The organism is Pseudomonas sp. GW821-FHT10B02 (assembly GCF_059415665.1).
Genome location: NZ_JBWKNR010000001.1, coordinates 517,364 through 538,638 on the forward strand (window position 1 = coordinate 517,364; position 21,275 = coordinate 538,638).

15 protein-coding genes and 2 pseudogenes are annotated in these 21,275 nt (G+C 62.2%); 12 read left to right on the forward strand and 5 right to left on the reverse strand.

Features of this window, described 5'->3' with window-relative positions; translation table 11 throughout:
* Positions 1-186 precede the first annotated feature (186 nt).
* From hutU to AC07OF_RS02465, 12 genes are all read left to right on the forward strand, one after another.
* Positions 187-1,866 (forward strand): urocanate hydratase, encoded by a 1,680-nt coding sequence (hutU, locus tag AC07OF_RS02410; protein WP_038615459.1) that lies wholly within the window; start codon positions 187-189, stop codon positions 1,864-1,866.
* Between the two features lie 67 nt (positions 1,867-1,933).
* On the forward strand, positions 1,934-3,466 hold the full coding sequence (gene hutH / locus AC07OF_RS02415; protein WP_191830641.1) for a histidine ammonia-lyase: 1,533 nt from the start codon (positions 1,934-1,936) through the stop codon (positions 3,464-3,466).
* A gap of 145 nt (positions 3,467-3,611) precedes the next feature.
* On the forward strand, positions 3,612-5,021 hold the full coding sequence (locus tag AC07OF_RS02420; protein ID WP_157194814.1) for an amino acid permease: 1,410 nt from the start codon (positions 3,612-3,614) through the stop codon (positions 5,019-5,021).
* A 15-nt stretch (positions 5,022-5,036) separates the two neighbouring features.
* Positions 5,037-6,242 carry an imidazolonepropionase gene (gene hutI / locus AC07OF_RS02425; protein ID WP_157194514.1) on the forward strand — a complete coding sequence of 402 codons (1,206 nt, stop codon included), beginning with the start codon at positions 5,037-5,039 and terminating at the stop codon, positions 6,240-6,242.
* A 10-nt stretch (positions 6,243-6,252) separates the two neighbouring features.
* Complete coding sequence (hutG, locus tag AC07OF_RS02430; protein ID WP_038615452.1) at positions 6,253-7,056, forward strand: N-formylglutamate deformylase; 804 nt, start codon at positions 6,253-6,255, stop codon at positions 7,054-7,056.
* Positions 7,057-7,218: 162 nt separating this feature from the next.
* The gene (pip, locus tag AC07OF_RS02435) at positions 7,219-8,190 is read left to right on the forward strand and encodes a prolyl aminopeptidase (protein WP_157194512.1); all 972 of its coding nucleotides are present in this window, start codon (positions 7,219-7,221) and stop codon (positions 8,188-8,190) included.
* Positions 8,187-8,624, forward strand: coding sequence for a D-aminoacyl-tRNA deacylase (dtd, locus tag AC07OF_RS02440; RefSeq protein ID WP_038615449.1), 438 nt, complete (start codon positions 8,187-8,189; stop codon positions 8,622-8,624). Before pip ends, dtd begins: the two co-directional genes overlap by 4 nt.
* Positions 8,625-8,886: 262 nt before the next feature.
* Positions 8,887-10,602, forward strand: a complete 1,716-nt coding sequence (locus tag AC07OF_RS02445) for a glucan biosynthesis protein G (protein ID WP_476446128.1) — start codon at positions 8,887-8,889, stop codon at positions 10,600-10,602.
* A complete protein-coding gene (gene mdoH, locus AC07OF_RS02450) occupies positions 10,595-13,168 on the forward strand; it encodes a glucans biosynthesis glucosyltransferase MdoH (RefSeq protein ID WP_495072543.1) in 2,574 nt (857 codons plus the stop codon). Before AC07OF_RS02445 ends, mdoH begins: the two co-directional genes overlap by 8 nt.
* Positions 13,169-13,379: 211 nt before the next feature.
* Positions 13,380-14,183, forward strand: coding sequence for a transporter substrate-binding domain-containing protein (locus tag AC07OF_RS02455; protein ID WP_038615443.1), 804 nt, complete (start codon positions 13,380-13,382; stop codon positions 14,181-14,183).
* Between the two features lie 78 nt (positions 14,184-14,261).
* On the forward strand, positions 14,262-15,224 hold the full coding sequence (locus AC07OF_RS02460; RefSeq protein WP_476446126.1) for an amino acid ABC transporter permease: 963 nt from the start codon (positions 14,262-14,264) through the stop codon (positions 15,222-15,224).
* On the forward strand, positions 15,217-15,951 hold the full coding sequence (locus tag AC07OF_RS02465) for an amino acid ABC transporter ATP-binding protein (protein WP_038616999.1): 735 nt from the start codon (positions 15,217-15,219) through the stop codon (positions 15,949-15,951). The genes AC07OF_RS02460 and AC07OF_RS02465 overlap by 8 nt, the downstream gene beginning before the upstream one ends.
* 70 nt (positions 15,952-16,021) lie before the next feature.
* On the opposite strand, the gene AC07OF_RS02470 is transcribed toward AC07OF_RS02465, so the two are convergent.
* The 5 genes and pseudogenes from AC07OF_RS02470 to AC07OF_RS02490 form a co-directional block, all read right to left on the reverse strand.
* On the reverse strand, positions 16,022-16,897 hold the full coding sequence (locus AC07OF_RS02470; protein WP_157194508.1) for a hypothetical protein: 876 nt from the start codon (positions 16,895-16,897) through the stop codon (positions 16,022-16,024).
* Positions 16,898-17,110: 213 nt separating this feature from the next.
* Positions 17,111-18,004, reverse strand: coding sequence for a methyl-accepting chemotaxis protein (locus AC07OF_RS02475; protein ID WP_495072562.1), 894 nt, complete (start codon positions 18,002-18,004; stop codon positions 17,111-17,113).
* A gap of 9 nt (positions 18,005-18,013) precedes the next feature.
* Positions 18,014-19,063 (reverse strand): annotated as a pseudogene (locus AC07OF_RS02480) (methyl-accepting chemotaxis protein); the annotation flags it as partial.
* A 241-nt stretch (positions 19,064-19,304) separates the two neighbouring features.
* Positions 19,305-20,177, reverse strand: coding sequence for a methyl-accepting chemotaxis protein (locus AC07OF_RS02485; RefSeq protein WP_495072563.1), 873 nt, complete (start codon positions 20,175-20,177; stop codon positions 19,305-19,307).
* Positions 20,160-21,272 (reverse strand): annotated as a pseudogene (locus AC07OF_RS02490) (methyl-accepting chemotaxis protein); the annotation flags it as partial. The pseudogene AC07OF_RS02490 and the gene AC07OF_RS02485, both read right to left, overlap by 18 nt.
* Positions 21,273-21,275 lie beyond the last annotated feature (3 nt).

Sequence of the window (21,275 nt, forward strand, 5' to 3'; positions counted from 1 at the left end):
CTGCTGATCAAAGCCAGGCCCTGCGGGGCTCTGGCGCCTGCGTTTCAGCTTGGATAGGGCTTGCTTCGACGAGTTGGCATTTCAATTGCCTATGCTTGTACATACAAGTAAAGATGTGTTTGTATAAGCACCATCACACACCCAATGCCTGGGTTGGTTTGGACTGATCGCTTAGGAGCCATTTCCGTGACTGACAACAACTTCAAAAAATTCCGTGACGTCGAAATCCGCGCTGCACGCGGCAACAAGCTCACCGCCAAGAGCTGGCTGACTGAAGCGCCGCTGCGCATGCTGATGAACAACCTCGACCCGGAAGTCGCAGAAAACCCGAAAGAACTGGTGGTTTACGGCGGTATCGGCCGTGCCGCGCGTAACTGGGAGTGCTACGACAAGATCGTCGAGAGCCTGACCAACCTCAACGAAGACGAAACCCTGCTGGTGCAGTCGGGCAAGCCGGTCGGCGTGTTCAAGACCCACAGCAACGCTCCGCGCGTACTGATCGCCAACTCCAACCTGGTGCCACACTGGGCCAACTGGGAGCACTTCAACGAACTGGATGCCAAGGGCCTGGCCATGTACGGCCAGATGACCGCCGGCAGCTGGATCTACATCGGCAGCCAGGGCATCGTTCAGGGCACCTACGAAACCTTCGTCGAAGCCGGTCGCCAGCACTACAACGGCAGCCTCAAGGGCAAGTGGGTACTGACCGCCGGCCTCGGTGGCATGGGCGGCGCCCAGCCACTGGCCGCGACCCTGGCCGGTGCCTGCTCGCTGAACATCGAATGCCAGCAGAGCCGCATCGACTTCCGCCTGAGCAGCCGTTATGTCGACGAGCAAGCCAAGGACCTCGATGACGCCCTGGCCCGTATCGCCAAGTACACCGCCGAAGGCAAAGCCATCTCCATCGCCCTGCTGGGCAACGCCGCCGAAATCCTGCCTGAGCTGATCAAGCGTGGCGTGCGTCCTGACATGGTCACCGACCAGACCAGCGCCCACGACCCGCTCAACGGTTACCTGCCTGCCGGCTGGACCTGGGAGCAGTACCGCGACCGCGCGCAGACCGAGCCGGCCGCAGTGGTCAAAGCCGCCAAGCAATCGATGGCTGTACACGTCAAAGCCATGCTCGAGTTCCAGAAGCAGGGCGTGCCGACTTTCGACTACGGCAACAACATCCGTCAGATGGCCAAGGAAGAGGGCGTAAGCAATGCCTTCGACTTCCCCGGCTTCGTACCGGCTTACATCCGTCCGCTGTTCTGCCGCGGTATTGGTCCATTCCGCTGGGCGGCGCTGTCGGGCAATGCCGAAGACATCTACAAGACCGACGCCAAGGTCAAGGAACTGATCCCGGACGACGCCCACCTGCACAACTGGCTGGACATGGCCCGCGAGCGCATCAGCTTCCAGGGTCTGCCGGCTCGTATCTGCTGGGTAGGCCTGGGCCTGCGCGCCAAGCTCGGCCTGGCGTTCAACGAAATGGTCCGTAGCGGCGAGCTGTCGGCGCCGATCGTGATCGGCCGCGACCACCTCGATTCGGGTTCGGTCTCCAGCCCTAACCGCGAAACCGAGTCGATGCAGGATGGCTCCGACGCCGTCTCCGACTGGCCGCTGCTCAACGCCCTGCTCAACACCGCCAGCGGCGCGACCTGGGTCTCGCTGCACCACGGTGGTGGCGTCGGCATGGGCTTCTCGCAGCACTCGGGCATGGTCATCGTCTGCGACGGTACCGACGAGGCTGCCGAGCGTATCGCCCGCGTCCTGCACAACGACCCGGCCACCGGTGTCATGCGTCACGCCGATGCCGGTTACCAGATCGCCATCGACTGCGCCAAAGAACAAGGCTTGAACCTGCCGATGATCACAGGCTGATCTGCGGTAAATGGTTGATACTGATATCTATGCAGGCGCATACGCCTCACGAGTACGGAGCATTAACGTGACTGAATTGACCCTGAAGCCCGGCACCCTGACCCTGGCTCAGCTGCGTGCGATCTACCAGCAGCCGGTAAAACTCAAGCTGGATGCCAGCGCCGATCAGCAGATCGACGACAGCGTCGCTTGTGTCGAGCAGATCCTCGCGGAAAACCGCACTGCCTACGGCATCAACACCGGTTTCGGCCTGCTGGCGTCGACCCGCATTGCCAGCCATGACCTGGAAAACCTGCAGCGTTCGCTGGTGCTGTCGCACGCCGCCGGCGTTGGCCAGCCAATCGACGATGCTCTGGTACGGCTGATCATGGTGCTCAAGGTCAACAGCCTGAGCCGTGGTTTCTCCGGCATCCGTCGCAAGGTGATCGACGCGCTGATCGCGTTGATCAACGCCGAGGTCTACCCGCACATCCCGCTCAAAGGTTCGGTGGGCGCTTCCGGCGACCTGGCTCCGCTGGCGCACATGTCGCTGGTATTGCTCGGTGAAGGCAAGGCGCGTCACAACGGTCAATGGCTGTCGGCCACCGAAGCCCTGGCGGTTGCCGGTCTTGAGCCGCTGACCCTGGCGGCCAAGGAAGGTCTGGCGCTGCTCAACGGCACCCAGGCATCCACCGCCTATGCCCTGCGCGGTCTGTTCGAAGGCGAGGATCTGTTCGCCGCAGCGACCTCGATCGGCGCCCTGACGGTCGAAGCGGTGCTGGGTTCGCGTTCGCCGTTCGATGCGCGTATCCATGCCGCCCGTGGCCAGCGTGGCCAGATCGATGCCGCCGCCTGCTACCGCGATCTGCTCGGCGATGGCAGCGAAGTCTCGGCCTCCCACGAAAACTGCGGCAAGGTCCAGGACCCGTACTCGCTGCGCTGCCAGCCACAGGTCATGGGCGCCTGCCTGACCCAGTTCCGTCAGGCCGCCGAAGTACTGGTGATCGAAGCCAACGCCGTGTCCGACAACCCGCTGGTATTCGCCAGCGAAGGTGATGTGATCTCCGGTGGTAACTTCCACGCAGAACCTGTGGCCATGGCCGCTGACAACATGGCCCTGGCGATTGCCGAGATCGGCTCGCTGAGCGAGCGTCGCATCTCGCTGATGATGGACAAGCACATGTCCCAGCTGCCGCCGTTCCTGGTGGCCAACGGCGGGGTCAACTCCGGCTTCATGATCGCCCAGGTGACTGCGGCCGCGCTGGCCAGCGAGAACAAGGCGCTGGCGCATCCGCACAGCGTCGACAGCCTGCCGACCTCGGCCAACCAGGAAGACCACGTGTCGATGGCTCCGGCTGCCGGCAAGCGTCTGTGGGAAATGGCTGAAAACACCCGCGGTGTGCTTGCCGTGGAGTGGCTTGCTGCCGCCCAGGGCCTGGACCTGCGCGAAGGCCTGAAAACCTCGCCGAAGCTGGAGCAGGCGCGTAAGGCCCTGCGTGGCAAGGTTGCGTTCTACGAGAAGGACCGTTTCTTCGCGCCGGACATCGAGGCGGCTATCGCCCTGCTGGCCGAAGGTTCGCTGACCGCTCTGCTGCCGGCCAAGGTCCTGCCTAGCCTGTGACACTTCCGGGGCCGCTTTCGCGGCCCATCGCAGGCTTCGCCAGCTCCCACAATAGTCCTGTGGGAGCTGGCGAAGCCTGCGATGGGCTGCAAAGCAGCCCCAATGTCATTCAGCGACACCCCAAGAACAAGAAAAAGGACGCGACATGCAACAAGCAGAAGGGCTCAAACGTGGCCTGACGGCCCGCCATATCCGCTTCATGGCCCTCGGTTCGGCAATCGGTACCGGGTTGTTCTATGGCTCTGCTTCGGCGATCCAGATGGCCGGCCCGGCCGTGTTGCTGGCCTACCTGATCGGTGGCGCCGCGGTGTTCATGGTCATGCGCGCCCTCGGCGAGATGGCTGTGCACAACCCGGTCTCCGGCTCGTTCGGCAGCTATGCCACCACCTACCTGGGACCGATGTCGGGGTTCATCCTGGGCTGGACCTATGCCTTTGAAATGATCATCGTCTGTATTGCCGACGTGACTGCTTTCGGCATTTACATGGGCTTCTGGTTTCCCGAAGTTGCCCGCTGGATCTGGGTGCTGGGCATCGTCTTCCTCATTGGCGGCCTGAACCTGTGTAACGTCAAAGTCTTCGGCGAGATGGAGTTCTGGCTGTCGCTGCTCAAGGTCGGAGCGATTGTCGCGATGATCCTGGCCGGCTTCGGCATCATGATTTTCGGCCTGAACAACGCCAGTGCCGACAACGCCGTGGGCATCAGCAACCTGTTCGAGCATGGCGGCTTCATGCCCAATGGCATTGGCGGCCTGATCGCGTCCTTCGCCGTGGTGATGTTTGCCTTTGGTGGCATCGAGATCATCGGCATCACCGCCGGTGAGGCCAAGGACCCGCAGCGCGTGCTGCCCAAGGCGATCAATGCGGTGCCGATGCGCATCCTGCTGTTCTATGTACTGACCCTGTTCGTGCTGATGTGCCTGTACCCATGGCCGCAGATCGGCAGCCAGGGCAGTCCGTTCGTACAGATCTTCAGTAACCTCGGGATCGGCTCGGCGGCGACTGTGCTGAACATCGTGGTGATCTCGGCAGCCGTGTCGGCCATCAACAGCGATATCTTCGGCGCCGGCCGCATGATGTACGGCCTGGCCCAACAAGGGCATGCGCCCAAGGGCTTCGCGAAAATCTCCCGTCACGGCGTGCCGTGGATGACCGTGCTGGTCATGGGTGCAGCGTTGCTCGGTGGCGTGGTACTCAACTACCTGATCCCGGAAAACGTGTTCCTGCTGATCGCCTCGATCGCCACCTTTGCGACCGTCTGGGTGTGGCTGATGATCCTGGTGACCCAGGTTGCCATGCGTCGCAGCATGAGCCGCGAAGAAGTTGCCGAGCTGAAGTTCCCGGTGCCGTTCTGGCCTTATGGTCCGGCGGCGGCGATTGCCTTCATGCTGTTCGTGTTCGGCGTGCTCGGTTACTTCCCTGATACTCAGGCAGCGCTGCTGGTCGGCGTGGTCTGGGTGCTGTTCCTGGTCGCCTCCTACCTGCTGTGGTGCAAGCCGCGGGCAGCGAAAGGCGAGGCGCCGCTGGCCCAGGATCCGTCCCAACTTCACCGCTAGAAACGGAGACATTGCATGAGAACCCTCTGGCAGCACTGCCATGTGGCGAGCATGGCCCAAGGCACGTACTCGATCATCGAGGACGCGGCGATCATCACCAGCGCCGGCCACATCGAGTGGATCGGCCCGCGCCAGTCGCTGCCGACCCTGAGCGCTGACAGAACCGTGGACCTGGGCGGCGCCTGGGTCACTCCGGGGCTGGTCGACTGCCACACTCACGCGGTGTTCGGTGGCAATCGCAGCGGCGAGTTCGAGCAGCGCCTGCAAGGGGTCAGCTATGCCGAGATCGCCGCCCAGGGTGGTGGCATTGCCAGCACCGTGCGGGCGACCCGTGCGGCCAGCGAAGATGAACTGTTCAGCAGTGCCCGCCAGCGGGTCCAGGCGTTGATGCGTGATGGCGTCACCACCCTGGAGATCAAGTCCGGCTACGGCCTGGACCTGGCCAGCGAGCGCAAGCTGCTCAAGGTCATTCGCCGCCTCGGTGAAGAGTTGCCGCTGACCGTGCGCAGTACCTGCCTGGCGGCGCATGCCTTGCCGCCGGAGTACAAGGACCGGGCTGACGATTACATCAGCCATATCTGCGAGGTGATGCTTCCGGCACTGGCGGCCGAAGGGCTGGTCGATGCCGTGGATGCATTCTGTGAATACCTGGCGTTCTCCCCGGCCCAGGTCGAGCGGGTGTTCATCAAGGCACGTGAGTTGAAGCTGCCGGTGAAACTGCATGCCGAGCAACTGTCGTCTCTGGCCGGCTCCAGCCTGGCGGCGCGCTATCAGGCGCTGTCGGCCGATCACCTGGAGTTCATGACCGAGGACGATGCCATCGCCATGGCCGCGGCCGGCACCGTGGCGGTGCTGTTGCCCGGCGCGTTCTACTTTTTGCGCGAGACCCAACTGCCACCGATGGATGCCTTGCGCAAACACGCGGTGAAGATTGCCATCGCCACCGACCTCAACCCTGGCACCTCGCCGGCGCTGTCGCTACGGCTGATGCTGAACATGGCCTGCACCCTGTTCCGCATGACTCCGGAAGAGGCTCTGGCCGGCGTCACCACCCACGCCGCAACGGCACTGGGGCTGGGCGACAGCCATGGCACGCTGGAGGTGGGTAAAGTGGCGGACTTTATTGCCTGGCAGATCGAGCGTCCGGCGGACCTGTGCTATTGGCTGGGCGGCGACCTGCCCAAGCGGGTGGTACGTATGGGCCGCGAAATTTTCAATTGAAGGAGGGCCTATGGACAAGGTACTGAGTTTTCACCAAGGCGACCTGCCACTGCTGATCAGCATGCCGCATGCCGGCCTGCGTTTGACGCCGGTGGTCAAGGCCGGGCTGGTGGCGCAGGCGCAGAGCCTGCCCGATACCGACTGGCATATTCCGCAGCTGTACGATTTTGCCCGTGAGCTGGGGGCCAGCGTGGTGGCCGCCGAGTACTCACGTTTTGTCATCGACCTGAACCGTCCAGATGATGACAAGCCGTTGTATGCCGGTGCTACCACGGGCCTGTACCCGGCTACCCTGTTCGAGGGCGAGCCGCTGTTCCAGGCTGGCAAGGAGCCGTCGGCAGAAGAGCGGGCGGAGTACCTGGAGGGCATCTGGCGCCCTTATCACGACACGATCCGTCGTGAGCTGGCGCGCCTGCGCGAGCAGTTTGGCTACGCACTGCTGTGGGATGCGCACTCGATCCGCTCGCACATCCCGCACCTGTTCGAAGGCAAGCTGCCGGACTTCAACCTCGGCACCTTCAATGGCGCCAGTTGCGATCCGCAGCTGGCTGAGCGCCTGCAGGGTGTCTGCGCTGAGGCCGGGCAGTACAGTCATGTGCTCAATGGCCGCTTCAAGGGCGGGCATATCACCCGTCACTATGGCGATCCGGCCAACAACATCCATGCGGTGCAGTTGGAGCTGGCGCAAAGTACCTATATGGAAGAGGTCGAGCCGTTCAGGTATCGCGAGGATCTGGCGCAGCCGACCCAGGTGGTGTTGAAGAAATTGCTGGAGACAGTGTTGGCGTGGGGGCAGGAGCGCTACTCGCGTTGAAGCTATCGCGGGGCAAGCCCGCTCCCACAGGCGTCATCACCACCTCTGTGGGAGCGGGCTTGCCCCGCGATGAGACCCGTAAGACCAACACAGGTACATGCTCAAAGCGCAATTCAGGTTTATGATGCCCAACGGCAGAATAATTCCCACACGGAGTGCGTAATGCAGACCTTGTACCCGCAGATCAAACCCTACGCCCGGCACGATCTGGCCGTGGAAGCACCGCATGTGCTGTACGTCGACGAGAGCGGTTCGCCGGAAGGTCTGCCGGTGCTGTTCATCCATGGTGGCCCGGGCGCTGGCTGCGATGCCCAGAGCCGTTGCTACTTTGATCCCAACCTGTACCGGATCATCACCTTCGATCAGCGCGGCTGCGGTCGCTCGACCCCGCATGCCAGCCTGGAAAACAACACCACCTGGCACCTGATCGAAGACATGGAGCGTATCCGCAAGCACCTGGGGATCGAAAAGTGGCTGTTGTTCGGCGGCTCCTGGGGCTCGACCCTGGCCCTGGCCTACGCCCAGACCCACCCCGAGCGCGTCCATGGCCTGATCCTGCGCGGGATTTTCCTGTGCCGTCCGCAGGAGATCGAGTGGTTCTATCAAGCCGGCGCCAGTCGCCTGTTCCCGGACTATTGGCAGGACTACATCGCGCCGATTCCGGCTGAAGAGCGCGGTGACCTGGTCAAAGCCTTCCATAAGCGCCTGACCGGCAACGACCAGATTGCCCAGATGCATGCGGCCAAGGCCTGGTCGACCTGGGAAGGGCGCACTGCAACCCTGCGCCCCAACCCGCTGGTGGTCGATCGCTTCTCCGAGCCGCAGCGCGCGCTGTCGATCGCCCGTATCGAATGCCACTACTTCACCAACAATGCCTTCCTCGAACCGGACCAGCTGATCCGCGACATGCCGAAGATCGCCCATCTGCCGGCGGTCATCGTGCATGGCCGCTACGACGTGATCTGTCCGCTGGACAATGCCTGGGAACTGCATCAGGCCTGGCCGAACAGTGAGCTGAAGGTGATTCGCGACGCCGGTCACGCCGCCTCGGAGCCCGGTATCACCGACGCCCTGGTGCGTGCCGCCGACCAGATGGCCCGGCGCTTGCTCGACCTGCCTCTGGAAGAAGCATGAAGGGGCTGCTGCAACGTGTACGTGGTGCACGGGTGGATGTCGAGGGCAAAACGGTAGGGGCAATCGACCAGGGCCTGTTGGTGCTGGTCGCGGTGGAACCCGGTGATACCCGGGCACACGCCGATAAATTGCTGCACAAGCTGCTCAACTACCGGGTGTTCAGCGATCCCCAGGGCAAGATGAACCTGTCGCTCAAGGATATTGGCGGCGGTCTGCTGCTGGTATCGCAGTTCACCCTGGCTGCCGATACCCAGAGCGGCTTGCGCCCGAGCTTTTCCACTGCGGCGCCACCAGCCCTCGGCGCGGAGCTTTTCGACTATTTGCTGGCCCAGGCCCAGACGCTGCACGGCACGGTTGCCAGTGGTCAGTTCGGGGCTGACATGCAGGTGCACCTGGTCAATGATGGCCCCGTAACATTTATGTTACAAATCTGATGGCAAAAAACCCCTGTTTGCAGGAAAACAAGGGGTTTTGTAGCATAAATAGTTTGTTTGGCCTGATGCGTTGTAACGCGGCCTGCTGGATAATCGCGCGCTATTGTGAACCTGCGTTCGTGGGTTCGTTTTACTCTGACTTGAGACTGTCCGGAACCGTTTGGGGAATCATTGCGCCCTTTCGGAGTCCGAACAGTGCTCGCCAACCTGGCATATGTCGCTGGCCGTTGGTTTATTGATCTGTTTTCGGCGAGGGTTGCTCGTGATTGTTAGTCCCTGTAATGCACCAAGAACCCCTGGCAATCGGCTGCGCAAGGCCTTTTTGGCAGGCGCAACGCTGGTAGGCCTGTTCAGCGCAGGTCAGCTCTGGGCGTTCAACCTTGACGATGTTGCGGCCAAGGCGAAGGATCTTGCCGGACAGAAGTACGAAGCGCCGAAAAGCAATCTGCCAGCTGTGTTCCGTGACATGAAGTACGCTGACTACCAGCAGATTCGTTTCTTGCCGGAGAAGGCCGAGTGGGCCAAGGACAAGACCCCGTTCAAGCTGTCCTTCTATCACCAGGGCATGCATTTCGACACGCCGGTGAAAATCAACGAAGTCACCTCGACCAAGGTCGAGGAGATCAAGTACGACCCGAGCCGCTTCGATTTCGGCAGCGTGCAGTTTGATCCAAAGGCCACCGAGAACCTCGGCTACGCCGGTTTCCGCGTGTTGTACCCGATCAACAAGGCCGACAAGCAGGATGAAATCATGACCCTGCTTGGCGCCAGCTATTTCCGCGTGGTCGGCAAGGGCCATGTCTATGGCCTGTCCGCCCGTGGCCTGGCCATCGACACCGCGCTGCCGTCCGGCGAAGAATTCCCGCGGTTCACCGAGTTCTGGATTGAAAAGCCCAAGGCCACCGACAAACACCTGGTGATCTACGCGCTGCTCGACTCGCCGCGTTCCACCGGTGCCTACAAGCTGACCCTGCGTCCGGGCAGCGACACCATTGTCGACGTCAAATCCAAGGTGTTCCTGCGTGACCACGTCAGCCGTCTGGGCATTGCCCCGCTGACCAGCATGTTCCTGTTCGGCGGCAACCAGCCTTCGAAAGTGCTCAACTACCGTCCGGCCCTGCACGACTCCGAGGGTCTGTCGATCCATGCCGGTAACGGCGAGTGGCTGTGGCGTCCGCTGAACAACCCGAAACACCTGGCCGTGAGCAACTTCAGCGTCGAGAACCCGCGTGGTTTCGGCTTGCTGCAGCGCCAGCGCGAGTTCAGCCAGTTCGAAGACCTCGATGACAACTACCAGAAGCGTCCAAGCGCCTGGATCGAGCCGGTTGGTGATTGGGGCAAAGGTACTGTCGACCTGGTCGAGATTCCGACCGCCGATGAAACCAACGACAACATCGTTGCCTTCTGGAGCCCGGAAAAACTGCCGGAGCCGGGCACGCCGTTCGAGTACGCCTACCGCCTGCACTGGACCATCGACGAGTCCGAGTTCCACTCGCCGAACCTCGGTTGGGTCAAGCAGACCCTGCGCTCTACCGGTGACGTCAAACAGTCCAACCTGATCCGTCAGCCGGACGGCAGCGTGGCCTTCCTGGTCGACTTCGAAGGCCCGGTGCTGGCTAAACTGCCAGAAGACACTGCTGTACGTAGTCAGGTCAGCATCGGTGACAACGCCGAGCTGGTCGAGAACAACCTGCGTTACAACCCGGAAATCAAAGGCTGGCGCCTGACCTTGCGGATGAAGGTCAAAGACCCGAGCAAGTCCGTGGAAATGCGTGCAGCGCTGCTGCGTGACGTCCCGGTCGAGCCTGCCAAGCCAGCCAAACCGGCTAAACAGGACAAGGCAGCTGCCAAGGCTGCCAAGGCCGAGAAGCCTGCCGAGCAACCAGCCGCCGACGCGGCATCCACCACCGGGGCACCGGCCACCACCGAACAGGTGCTGACCGAGACCTGGAGCTATCAGTTGCCTGCCGATGAGTAACTCTCAAGCACGGCCAGAATCGCTTGGCGAATACCTGGCCCATTTACCACTGAGCGATGAGCAGCGGGCAGAACTTGCCAGCTGCACCTCGTTCAGCGAGCTGCATCAACGTCTGTCGGCCCAGCCGGGCACTCGCGATGCCGAAGCCGTGCAGGCTTCGGTGGGTGAGCGCCTGACCCTGAACAGCGCCCAGGACATGCACGACGCCGAGATGCTTGCGGTGGATGGCAGTGGCCGGGTCTGTCTCAAGGCGACGCCGCCGATCCGCCGTACCCGGGTGATTCCCGAGCCATGGCGCACCAACATCCTGATCCGTGGCTGGCGCCGCCTGACCGGGCGGCGCAACGCCCCGGCACCGGAAAAGCGCGAGCTGCCCAAGGCGCGCTGGCGCTGGGTCGGCTCCATGCGCCGCTACATCCTGCTGGCACTGATGCTCGGTCAGACCATCGTTGCCGGCTGGTACATGAAAGGTATCCTGCCGTACCAGGGCTGGTCGTTCGTCGATCTCGACGAAATCACCCACCAGTCGCTGCTGCAGACCGCCACTCAGGTCTGGCCGTACGCATTGCAGACCAGCATCCTGATCCTGTTCGGTATCCTGTTCTGCTGGGTCTCGGCCGGTTTCTGGACCGCGTTGATGGGCTTTCTCGAGCTGCTGACCGGTCGCGACAAGTACCGCATCTCCGGTAGCAGCGCCGGTAACGAGCCGATCGAGGCCGGGGCGCGTACCGCCATCGTCATGCCGATCTGCAACGAAGATGTGCCACGGGTGTTTGCCGGCCTGCGCGCGACCTTCGAGTCGGTCGCTGCCACCGGTGACCTGGACCGCTTCGATTTCTTCGTGCTCAGTGATACCAACGACAGCGATATTGCTGTGGCTGAACAGCAGGCGTGGCTGGAAGTCTGTCGCGAGGCCAAGGGCTTCGGGCGGATCTTCTACCGCCGCCGTCGCCGCCGGGTGAAGCGCAAAAGCGGCAACCTCGACGACTTCTGCCGTCGCTGGGGCGGTGACTACCGTTACATGGTGGTCCTCGACGCCGACAGCGTGATGAGCGGCGAATGCCTGACCAGCCTGGTGCGCTTGATGGAAGCCAACCCGGATGCCGGGATCATCCAGACCGCGCCGAAAGCCTCGGGCATGGATACCCTGTATGCGCGCATGCAGCAGTTCGCGACCCGCGTCTACGGCCCGTTGTTCACTGCCGGTCTGCACTTCTGGCAGCTCGGTGAGTCGCACTACTGGGGCCACAACGCGATCATCCGCATGAAGCCATTCATCGAGCACTGCGCCCTGGCGCCGTTGCCGGGCAAAGGTGCGTTCGCCGGTGCGATCCTCTCCCACGACTTCGTCGAAGCCGCGCTGATGCGCCGTGCCGGCTGGGGCGTGTGGATTGCCTACGATCTGCCGGGCAGCTATGAAGAATTGCCGCCGAACCTGCTCGACGAACTCAAGCGCGACCGGCGCTGGTGCCACGGCAACCTGATGAACTTCCGCCTGTTCCTGGTCAAGGGCATGCACCCGGTGCACCGTGCGGTGTTCCTCACCGGGGTGATGTCGTACCTGTCGGCGCCGTTGTGGTTCTTCTTCCTGGTGCTGTCGACGGCGTTGCTGGCGACCAACACCCTGATGGAGCCGCAGTACTTCCTCGAACCGCGTCAGCTCTATCCGTTGTGGCCACAGTGGCACCCGGAGAAGGCCATTGCGCTGTTCTCGACCACCATCGTGCTGTTGTTCCTGCCCAAACTGCTCAGCATCATCCTGATCTGGGCCAAGGGTGCGAAAGAGTTCGGCGGGCGTTTCAAGGTGACCCTGTCGATGCTGCTGGAGATGCTGTTCTCCATGCTGCTGGCACCGGTGCGGATGATTTTCCACACCCGTTTCGTCCTGGCTGCGTTCCTCGGCTGGGCGGCAACCTGGAACTCGCCGCAGCGTGACGATGACTCGACGCCGTGGAGCGAAGCGGTGCGCCGTCATGGTCCGCAGACCCTGCTGGGCTTGGCCTGGGCCTTGCTGGTGGCGTGGCTGAACCCGAGCTTCCTGTGGTGGCTGGTGCCCATTGTCGGCTCGCTGATGCTGTCGATCCCGGTGTCGGTGATCTCCAGCCGGGTGCACCTGGGCCTGCGTGCCAAGGACGAGAGCCTGTTCCTGATCCCTGAGGAATACGCTACGCCGCACGAGTTGCTGGCAACCGACCAGTACACCCACGAAAACCGCTGGCATGCCATGCATGACGGTTTCGTCCGGGCCGTGGTCGACCCGCAGCAGAATGCCCTGGCCTGTGCCTTGGCTACCGCGCGTCATGGTGTCGCGGCACCGATTGAGTCGCTGCGTGCCGAGCGAATCGACAAGGCGCTGGACCTCGGTCCAAGCGGCCTGGACGGCAATACCCGGCTGGCATTGCTCAGCGATCCGGTCGCTCTGGCGCGCTTGCATACGCGGGTCTGGGCCGAGCATAACGAGGCCTGGTTGGGCGTCTGGCGTCAGTCGATCGCCAACGACCCGCACTCGCCTTTGTTGCCGTTGCATCCGGAGCCTGTGGCGCAGCCTTCGCTGGCCAGTGCCTGATTTATCGCGGGGCAAGCCCGCTCCCACAAGGACTGCACCAGTCAATGGTGTCTCTGTGGGAGCGGGCTTGCCCCGCGATTTTTTTCAGCCCTTTTTCTGATACCCACAACGCCGCCCATGCGTTAGCATCCCCCCCGAATATCTCGCACCCGTCTGTAGGACGGTTCGCGCCAAAAATAAAATTCGAGCTTTCTTGCTGGGGGATCTGGTGATGTTTAAAAAATATCTGTCGATGCTGCTGGTCGGCGTCACCGCGCTGATGGCAGTCAGTGCTGCCCAGGCAGCCGGCGCCATTGATGAGGCGGTCAAGCGCGGCACGCTGCGTGCCGGCATGGACCCTACCTACATGCCGTTCCAGATGACCAACAAGCGTGGCGAGATCGTCGGCTTCGAAGTCGATATCCTCAAGGCCATGGCCAAGTCCATGGGCGTCAAGCTGGAGATGGTCTCCACTTCCTACGATGGCATCATCCCGGCCCTGATGACCGACAAGTTCGACATCATCAGCAGCGGCATGACCCTGACCCAGGAACGCAACCTGAAGCTGAACTTCAGCGAACCCTTCATCGTTGTGGGTCAGACCCTGCTGATCCGCAAGGAGCTGGCGGGCGAGATCAAGTCCTACAAGGATCTGAACAACGAGAAGTACCGCCTGACCTCCAAGCTCGGTACCACCGGCGAAATGGTTGCCAAGAAGCTGATCGGCAAAGCCAAGTACCACGGCTACGACAACGAGCAGGAAGCGGTGATGGACGTGGTCAACGGCAAGGCTGACGCCTTCGTCTACGACGCCCCCTACAACGTGGTTGCGGTGAACAAGGCCGGTGCCGGCAAGCTGCTGTTCCTCGACAAGCCGTTCACCTTCGAGCCACTGGCGTTCGGCCTGAAGAAGGGTGACTACGACAGCCTGAACTTCATCAACAACTTCCTGCACCAGATCAAGCACGACGGTACCTACGATCGAATCCACGACAAGTGGTTCAAGGACACCGCCTGGCTCAAGGACATGGAATAAGGCCGCGGCACCACGCCCGGCTTGAAACCCGACGCGCAGGCTGGTCCTGCGCGTTCGCTTTTACGGAAGTACCCTCAAGTGATCAAACACAAGAAAGCCCAGTGGCCCTGGCACGGGCTGACCGCGCTGGTCCTGGTGGGCCTGGCGCTGAGCCTGTATTACGCGACCTCGATGATTTCCTACGAGTGGAGCTGGAACCGGGTACCGCAGTACTTCGCCTACCAGTCCGAAGTCGCCCAGCGCGCCAGCGACAATGGCACCATCGAATCGATTACCCCCAAAGGTGACATGGCAAGTGTCATCCTGCGTGACGAGAGCGGTGCCGAGCAGGTGTTCGACGTCGAGCTGTCCAGTGTGCTGCTGTCCCGTGGCGACGATGTCGCCGAAGGTGACCTGATCGGCGTCACCCATCACTGGGCTGCCGGCCCGTTGGCCTGGGGGCTGTGGACCACTGTCTGGATCTCGGTGGCCTCTGGCGTGCTAGGCCTGGTGATCGGCCTGTTTGCCGGCCTCTGCCGCTTGTCGAACAACCCGACCCTGCGTGACCTGTCCACGGTCTACGTCGAGTTGGTGCGCGGCACGCCACTGCTGGTACAGATCTTCATTTTCTACTTCTTCATCGGCACCGTGCTCAACCTGTCCCGCGAGTTCGCCGGGGTGGCTGCACTGGCACTGTTTACCGGCGCGTACGTGGCCGAAATCGTTCGCGCCGGTGTGCAGTCGATTGCCAAGGGGCAGGGCGAAGCCGCTCGCTCGCTGGGTTTGAGCGCTGGCCAGTCGATGCGTCACGTGGTGCTGCCGCAAGCGTTCAAACGCGTGCTGCCGCCGCTGGCCGGGCAGTTCATCAGCCTGGTCAAGGACACCTCGCTGGTGTCGGTGATCGCCATTACCGAACTGACCAAGAGCGGGCGCGAAGCGATCACTACCTCGTTCTCGACCTTCGAGATCTGGTTCTGCGTCGCCGGTCTGTACCTGTTGATCAACCTGCCGCTGTCGCACATGGCCAGCCGGCTCGAGCGGAGGCTTGCGCAAAGTGATTGAAGTTCGTGATCTGGTAAAAGTCTTCGATACCCGTGGCCAGGTGGTGCGCGCGGTCGATCACGTCAGCACCAACGTGGCCAAGGGTGAAGTGCTGGTTGTACTCGGGCCGTCGGGCTCGGGCAAGTCAACCTTCCTGCGCTGCCTCAACGGCCTGGAGTCGTTCGATGAGGGCACCGTGGCCATCGACGGCCTGCAACTGGCCGACCCGAAGACCGACGTCAACGCCTACCGCCGTGAAGTCGGCATGGTGTTCCAGCACTTCAACCTGTTCCCGCACATGACCGTGCTGGAGAACCTGTGCCTGGCGCAGAAGGTGGTGCGCAAGCGCGGCAAGGCCGAGCGTGAGGCCAAGGCCCGGGCGTTGCTGGAGAAGGTTGGCATTGGCCAGAAAGCCAATGAATACCCTTCGCGCCTGTCCGGTGGCCAACAGCAGCGGGTCGCCATTGCCCGGGCCCTGGCCATGGACCCGAAGGTGATGCTGTTCGACGAGCCGACCTCGGCGCTCGACCCGGAAATGGTCGGTGAAGTGCTCGATGTCATGAAGACCCTGGCGCTGGAAGGCATGACCATGGTCTGCGTGACCCACGAAATGGGCTTTGCCCGCGAAGTGGCGGACCGCGTGCTGTTCTTCGATCATGGCAAGCTGCTGGAAGACTCGCCGCCGGAGGCGTTCTTCACTTCACCGAAGGACTTGCGCGCCCAGGCGTTCCTGCGCCAGGTGCTCTGACCCTCGCCCGCTCCTCCAGACTTTGTAGGGGCGGGCTTGCCCCGCGATAGAGCACGATGTAACTTGGCGGTTACCGTTGATCACCCGCCAGATACTGGAAGCTCGCATTACCTTGGGCTTGCGCTGGCAGCGTGATCTTTATCAGCGGCAGGTCAATTTTTGTCCTGATCAGGAATCGCTGCTTGTCTTTCCTGGCGTTCGCCAGCCCCGCCGCGTCCGCGTAGAAGAATGCCTGTATAGGCAGCACGCTACCCTGTCCCTTGCTCCACGCCCTGAGGAGCATCTCGTTGTGCTCGGCGAAATATCGCGAGTCTTGCCATTTGGCTTGTAGGGCCGCATAGAAGTTTTGTCCGGCGTAGTCATTGAGTTCGTCGCGAACGTCGAAACCACAGATGTTGCCACCTTGGGTTCCTGGAGGGTAGTTGGTCCGCCATTGGGCTCCGGTCGTGATGCCTAATTGATGGCACGCCTTGCTGGTAGCGTTGTTCCCGTAGATGCCACAGCCTTGTCTCTCCAGACGACCATCGGTCCAACCATCCATGGGAAACATGCACAGGATAGGAACTTTCAACTTATCTGGCGGGGTCTTAAGGATCGGATAGATCACATAGCCATTGGTAAGTCTCCAGCCAAAGGCCACGAAGTTGTTGTCCTTGCGCAAGTAGGAGAAGGATATGCTGCCTTTCTTCTCCGAAATGGGGCTTGGGTCCCATGAATCGTAGGCGTCCGAATACGTCGTTGTGCGAAGGATGACCCCGCTGCACAGGAATGCGGGCTTGCTGTCATTTCCACAATTGCGCGGTGTATCCCGGTAGCGTGCATTCAATTCCGTAGCAGTCGCCGGACCATCGACGACAGTGATCGCGGCGCTTGTTGACGGGGGCGGCGCCTTGGTTGCGCAGGCTGATAGCAGGATGCTGATCAGCAGTAGCAAAAGTTTGTTCATGGTAAGACCTCGGGCATTCTTCAGGCGTGTCAGTACCTGCTTCGCCGCAAGCGGGGAGAAGGTCAGGACGTCGATGCGATTGATTTGAAGCCCAGGCAGAAGCTAGCGTAGGGGGATGCCGGGAGGGAGACAACTGACAAAAATACCAGGTGATTGGCAAGGCACTGACTGCAGGAGCGGGACCTGCCCGCTCCAGAAAAGATGGTACCTGGATTACAGGTTGAATCGACCCACCAATGTCTGCAGCTGGCGCCCCAGCCGCGCCAACTCGACGCTCGACGCCGCTGTCTCTTCACTGGCCGTACTGGTCTGGTCCGACACTTCGCGCACATTGATCACACTGCGGTTGATCTCCTCGGCCACTGCGCTTTGTTCTTCGCTGGCGGTTGCGATCTGCTGGTTCATGCCCTGGATGTTCGACACCGTGCGGGTGATCTGTCCCAGCGCATCACCAGCCCTGCGGCTCAGCTCGACACTGTCGCGGGTCAGGACCTTGCTGCTGTCGAGCAGGCGGGTGACCTGATCGGTGCCGTCATGCAGGTTGCCAATCAGTTGTTCGATCTCCTCGGTTGACTGTTGAGTACGCTGGGCCAGGCCGCGGACTTCATCGGCGACCACAGCAAAACCACGACCGGCCTCGCCGGCTCGCGCCGCTTCGATGGCGGCGTTCAGGGCCAGCAGATTGGTTTGCTCGGAGACCGACTTGATCACATCAAGAATGCTGCCGATGCGCTGGCTCTCGCCGGCCAGTTGATGCATGGCATCGATCGAGTGGTCCATTTGCCGGGCCAGCTGTTCGATCTGTTCCACGGCCTCACCGACCACCTGGTCGCCCAGTTGCGCCTGCTGGTCGGCGGTCGTCGCCGCCTGCGAGGCAAGTTCGGCGTTCTGTGCGACTTCGTGAACCGTGGCGCTCATCTGGTTCATGGCTGTGGCGACCTGATCGGTTTCGTCTTTTTGCTGGGCGATCCTGACCTTGGTTTGCTCGCTGACCGCAGCCAGTTGTTCGACTGCCGAGGACAGCTGGGTGATGCCCCCGCCGATCCCGCCAATCAGCTCGCGCAGGCTCAGGGTCATGGCCTGCATGCTGTTTTGCAATTGACCCATCTCGTCGCGGCGCTGCACGGTCCCGGTCAACTGCAGATCGCCTTGGGCAATACGGGCGGCCAGGGCCAGGGTCTGTTTCAGCGGTGTGGTGATCTGCAGGGTGATCAACCAGGCCGCCAGGCTGCCGAACAGCAAAGCCAGCATGGCTTCGCCGGTCAGTACGCTCTGGGCCTTGACGGCTTCGGCGTCGCGCTGCTCGATCTGACGGTCGCTCAGTTTGCGGCTGGCATCGCGAAGCTCAATGCCTAGCTGTTCCAGCGTGCCTTGCACGCTCTCCACGGTGATGGCGGCCCGGCGATACTGATCGAGGCTGTCCTGGTAGCGGCTCAGTGCCGCGCGCAGGTTTTCCCGGGTGCTGGCGGCCAGGCCATGGGTTTGCATCAGCTGCGCCAGTTGCTCGAAGGTCTGGCGGCTGGCATCGAGCGCCGCCTGACCAACGCTGGCGAACTGCTCCAGGGGTTCGAAAGTATAGGCCGGCACCAGGCTCTGTTGATTGGCAACTTCGACATGCCGGGCAAGGGCCTCGGCCAGGTTCAGGAGCCGGTTCTGACTGGCCTGCTGGCTCTCGCTACGCATGTTCTCCAGTGCCTGGTCCGCGACCTCATCGATCAGCTCGGCCAGGCGCTTTTCGGCACCTTGCATGGCCTGCTGGCGTGTCTGGCGCAAGGCCACGGCCTGTTGTAGCTGTGCAAAATCCTGGGTAAAGCGCTGCACCGTTTGCAACTTGCCGACGATCATCTGCCGGTCTTCGGGCGCTGCATAACGCCCCGGCATTGCCGTGAGCAGTTCCTGCAGGGCCTTCAGCGACAGCTCGATCTGAGCCTTGCTGTGTGCATCATTGAGTACCCGAAAGGTGATGCGCTCGGCCCTGAGGTCTTTGCCGATGTCATTGAGGCGGGCGATTTCCTGGAGCTTTTCCGAGCGCAGGATGGCGTCGTCCAGTGCACGCCAGCCGCTGAGGGTGATCAATAGGGTCAGTAACAGCACCAAGGCAAAGGCCAGGGTCAGCTTCAGTCTGACGCTCATGTTGCCTAGCATCCGATTCACAGGTCCTAACATGGGGGTCTCCAGCAATTGAGGAATGACCGGCGCCAGGACGAAGGTCAGGGCGCCGCCCCTTGCTCATCGGCGGGCTACGGGCGAGCTGGACCTGCAAACGATGTAGGAAAGTTCGGCGGTTAACCTAGGGAAATTGGGTGAAGCGGCGGGGGGAGTAGGACGGTTGCCCAAGGGCAGACAGCAGAAGATTGGCAGTATCCCAACCTGCGCTGCCCGAGCGAGCAGCACAGGTTGTTTAACCTCAGAGCTGGAATTTGCCGACCAGGCCCTGCAGGTGGGTGCCCAGGCGAGCCAGTTCGACACTGGAGGCTGCAGTTTCTTCGCTGGCGGCGGAGGTCTGGTCTGACACATCGCGCACATTCATCACGCTGCGGTTGATCTCTTCTGCCACTGCGCTTTGTTGCTCGGCCGCTGCGGCGATCTGCTGGTTCATCGCCTGGATCGAGGAAACGGTTTGGGTGATGGTCTCCAGCGAGGTACCGGCGCGACGGGTCAGCTCGACGCTGCTGGCGGTCAGCTCGCGGCTGGCATCCATGCTGCTGGCGACCTGTTGGGTGCCGCTTTGCAAACCGGCGATCAACGCCTCGATCTCTTCGGTCGATTGCTGGGTGCGCTGGGCCAGGCTGCGTACTTCATCGGCGACCACGGCAAAACCACGCCCGGCTTCCCCGGCGCGGGCGGCTTCGATCGCTGCGTTGAGGGCCAGCAGGTTGGTTTGCTGGGCCACCGACTTGATCACATCGAGCACGCTGCCAATTTTGTCGCTCTCGCTCTTGAGCTGGCCCATGGCTTGGCTGGAGTGATTCATTTCAGTCGCCAGACGCTCGATCTGGGCAATCGACTCTGCGACTACCCGATCACCCTCGCGGGCCTGCTGATCGGCCACCAGCGCGGCCTCGGAGGCCTCTTCGGCATTACGCGCGACTTCCTGCACGGTGGCGGCCATCTCGTTCATGGCGGTGGCCACTTGATCGGTCTCGACCTTTTGGTTGTTGACCCCGGCGCTGGTCTGCTCGGTCACCGCCGACAGCTCTTCAGCGGCACTGGCGATCTGTGTGACACCATCGCCAATGCCGCCAATCAGCTCGCGCAGGCTGACAGTCATGCGCTGCATGCTGCGTTGCAGCTGACCCAGCTCGTCGCGCCGCTCGACGTTGAGGTCGTGGCGCAGATCGCCGCTGGCGACCCGGTCGGCGGCGTTGAGGGTCTGGCGCAGGGGGATGACGATCTGGCGGGTGATGGCCCAGGCGGCGAGCAGGCCGAACACCAGGGCCAGGACGGTGGCCAGGGTGAGCATCGACCTGGCGTGCTGCGATTCGTCATCGCGCAGTTGGGTCAGGGTCTGGGTCAGTTGCTGGCTTTGATCAAGCAGGATCTGGCCCTGCGCCATCATTTGTTGGGCGGCCTGTTCCGAGGCCGTCTGCGCCGTGCCGAAGTCGATCACCGCCGCCCGGTAGTTGCCAAGGGCGCGTGCTGCCTGGTTGAGGTTGCCGGTGTAGTTCGCCGGCAGCACTTCGGCCAGGGTCTTGAGCTGCGAGATGGCCTGGTCGATGGCCGCGAGGGCGGTCTGCTGGAATTCGGCCTTGCCGCTGTAGGTGTAACCGCGGACCTGGAAGCGCGCCTGCTGCAGCAGCTTGCTGGCACCGACGACACTGTTGAACAGGTTTATATCACCGCCACCGAGCAGTTGCTGTTCGACCTCGGCGGTGAGGTTTGCGGCCTCGTCAGCGCTGCTGCCGAGTACCGCGCGGCTGGCTTCGCGCTGGCGGGCGGCTTTGTCGGCACTGTCCAGTGCCTGGCGGTACTGGCGTGCAGCCTCTTTCTGCTGCTCGATGCGGCGTTTGTTTTCCGGCAAGACAATGCGCAGCTCGACCTGCTGCAGTTGGCGATCAAGGTTGGCCAGGGCATTGTTGAGGCTCTGCGCGGCGCTCTCATCACCCTTGATCTGGAAGTTCTGCCGGGCGATGCGCAGCTCCAGGGTGGCCTCCAGCACCTGGGAGACGCCCCCCAGGGTGTCGCCACGCTCGGTGACGCCGCTGATGCCCTGCCAGCCGGTCAGGGTAATGCTCAAGGTCAGCAGCAGGACCAGGCCGAAGCCGATACCGAGTTTACGATTGACGCTAACGTTACCCAGGTGCTGGGCTAACCAACGGTACATGGCGGGACTCCATTGCGATCGGCAGAGGCGATTTATTGTTCTGGTGCCCATGCA

Excerpts from the sequence above, each read along its gene's own strand:
- mdoH (WP_495072543.1), top strand. The coding sequence starts at position 10,595 with ATGAGTAACTCTCAAGCACGGCCAGAATCGCTTGGCGAATACCTGGCC.
- hutI (WP_157194514.1), top strand. The coding sequence starts at position 5,037 with ATGAGAACCCTCTGGCAGCACTGCCATGTGGCGAGCATGGCCCAAGGC.
- AC07OF_RS02485 (WP_495072563.1), bottom strand. The coding sequence starts at position 20,177 with ATGCAGCGCATGACTGTCAGCCTGCGCGAGCTGATTGGCGGCATTGGC.
- AC07OF_RS02455 (WP_038615443.1), top strand. The coding sequence starts at position 13,380 with ATGTTTAAAAAATATCTGTCGATGCTGCTGGTCGGCGTCACCGCGCTG.
- pip (WP_157194512.1), top strand. The coding sequence starts at position 7,219 with ATGCAGACCTTGTACCCGCAGATCAAACCCTACGCCCGGCACGATCTG.
- AC07OF_RS02475 (WP_495072562.1), bottom strand. The coding sequence starts at position 18,004 with ATGGGTCAATTGCAAAACAGCATGCAGGCCATGACCCTGAGCCTGCGC.
- AC07OF_RS02420 (WP_157194814.1), top strand. The coding sequence starts at position 3,612 with ATGCAACAAGCAGAAGGGCTCAAACGTGGCCTGACGGCCCGCCATATC.
- hutG (WP_038615452.1), top strand. The coding sequence starts at position 6,253 with ATGGACAAGGTACTGAGTTTTCACCAAGGCGACCTGCCACTGCTGATC.
- AC07OF_RS02470 (WP_157194508.1), bottom strand. The coding sequence starts at position 16,897 with ATGAACAAACTTTTGCTACTGCTGATCAGCATCCTGCTATCAGCCTGC.
- dtd (WP_038615449.1), top strand. The coding sequence starts at position 8,187 with ATGAAGGGGCTGCTGCAACGTGTACGTGGTGCACGGGTGGATGTCGAG.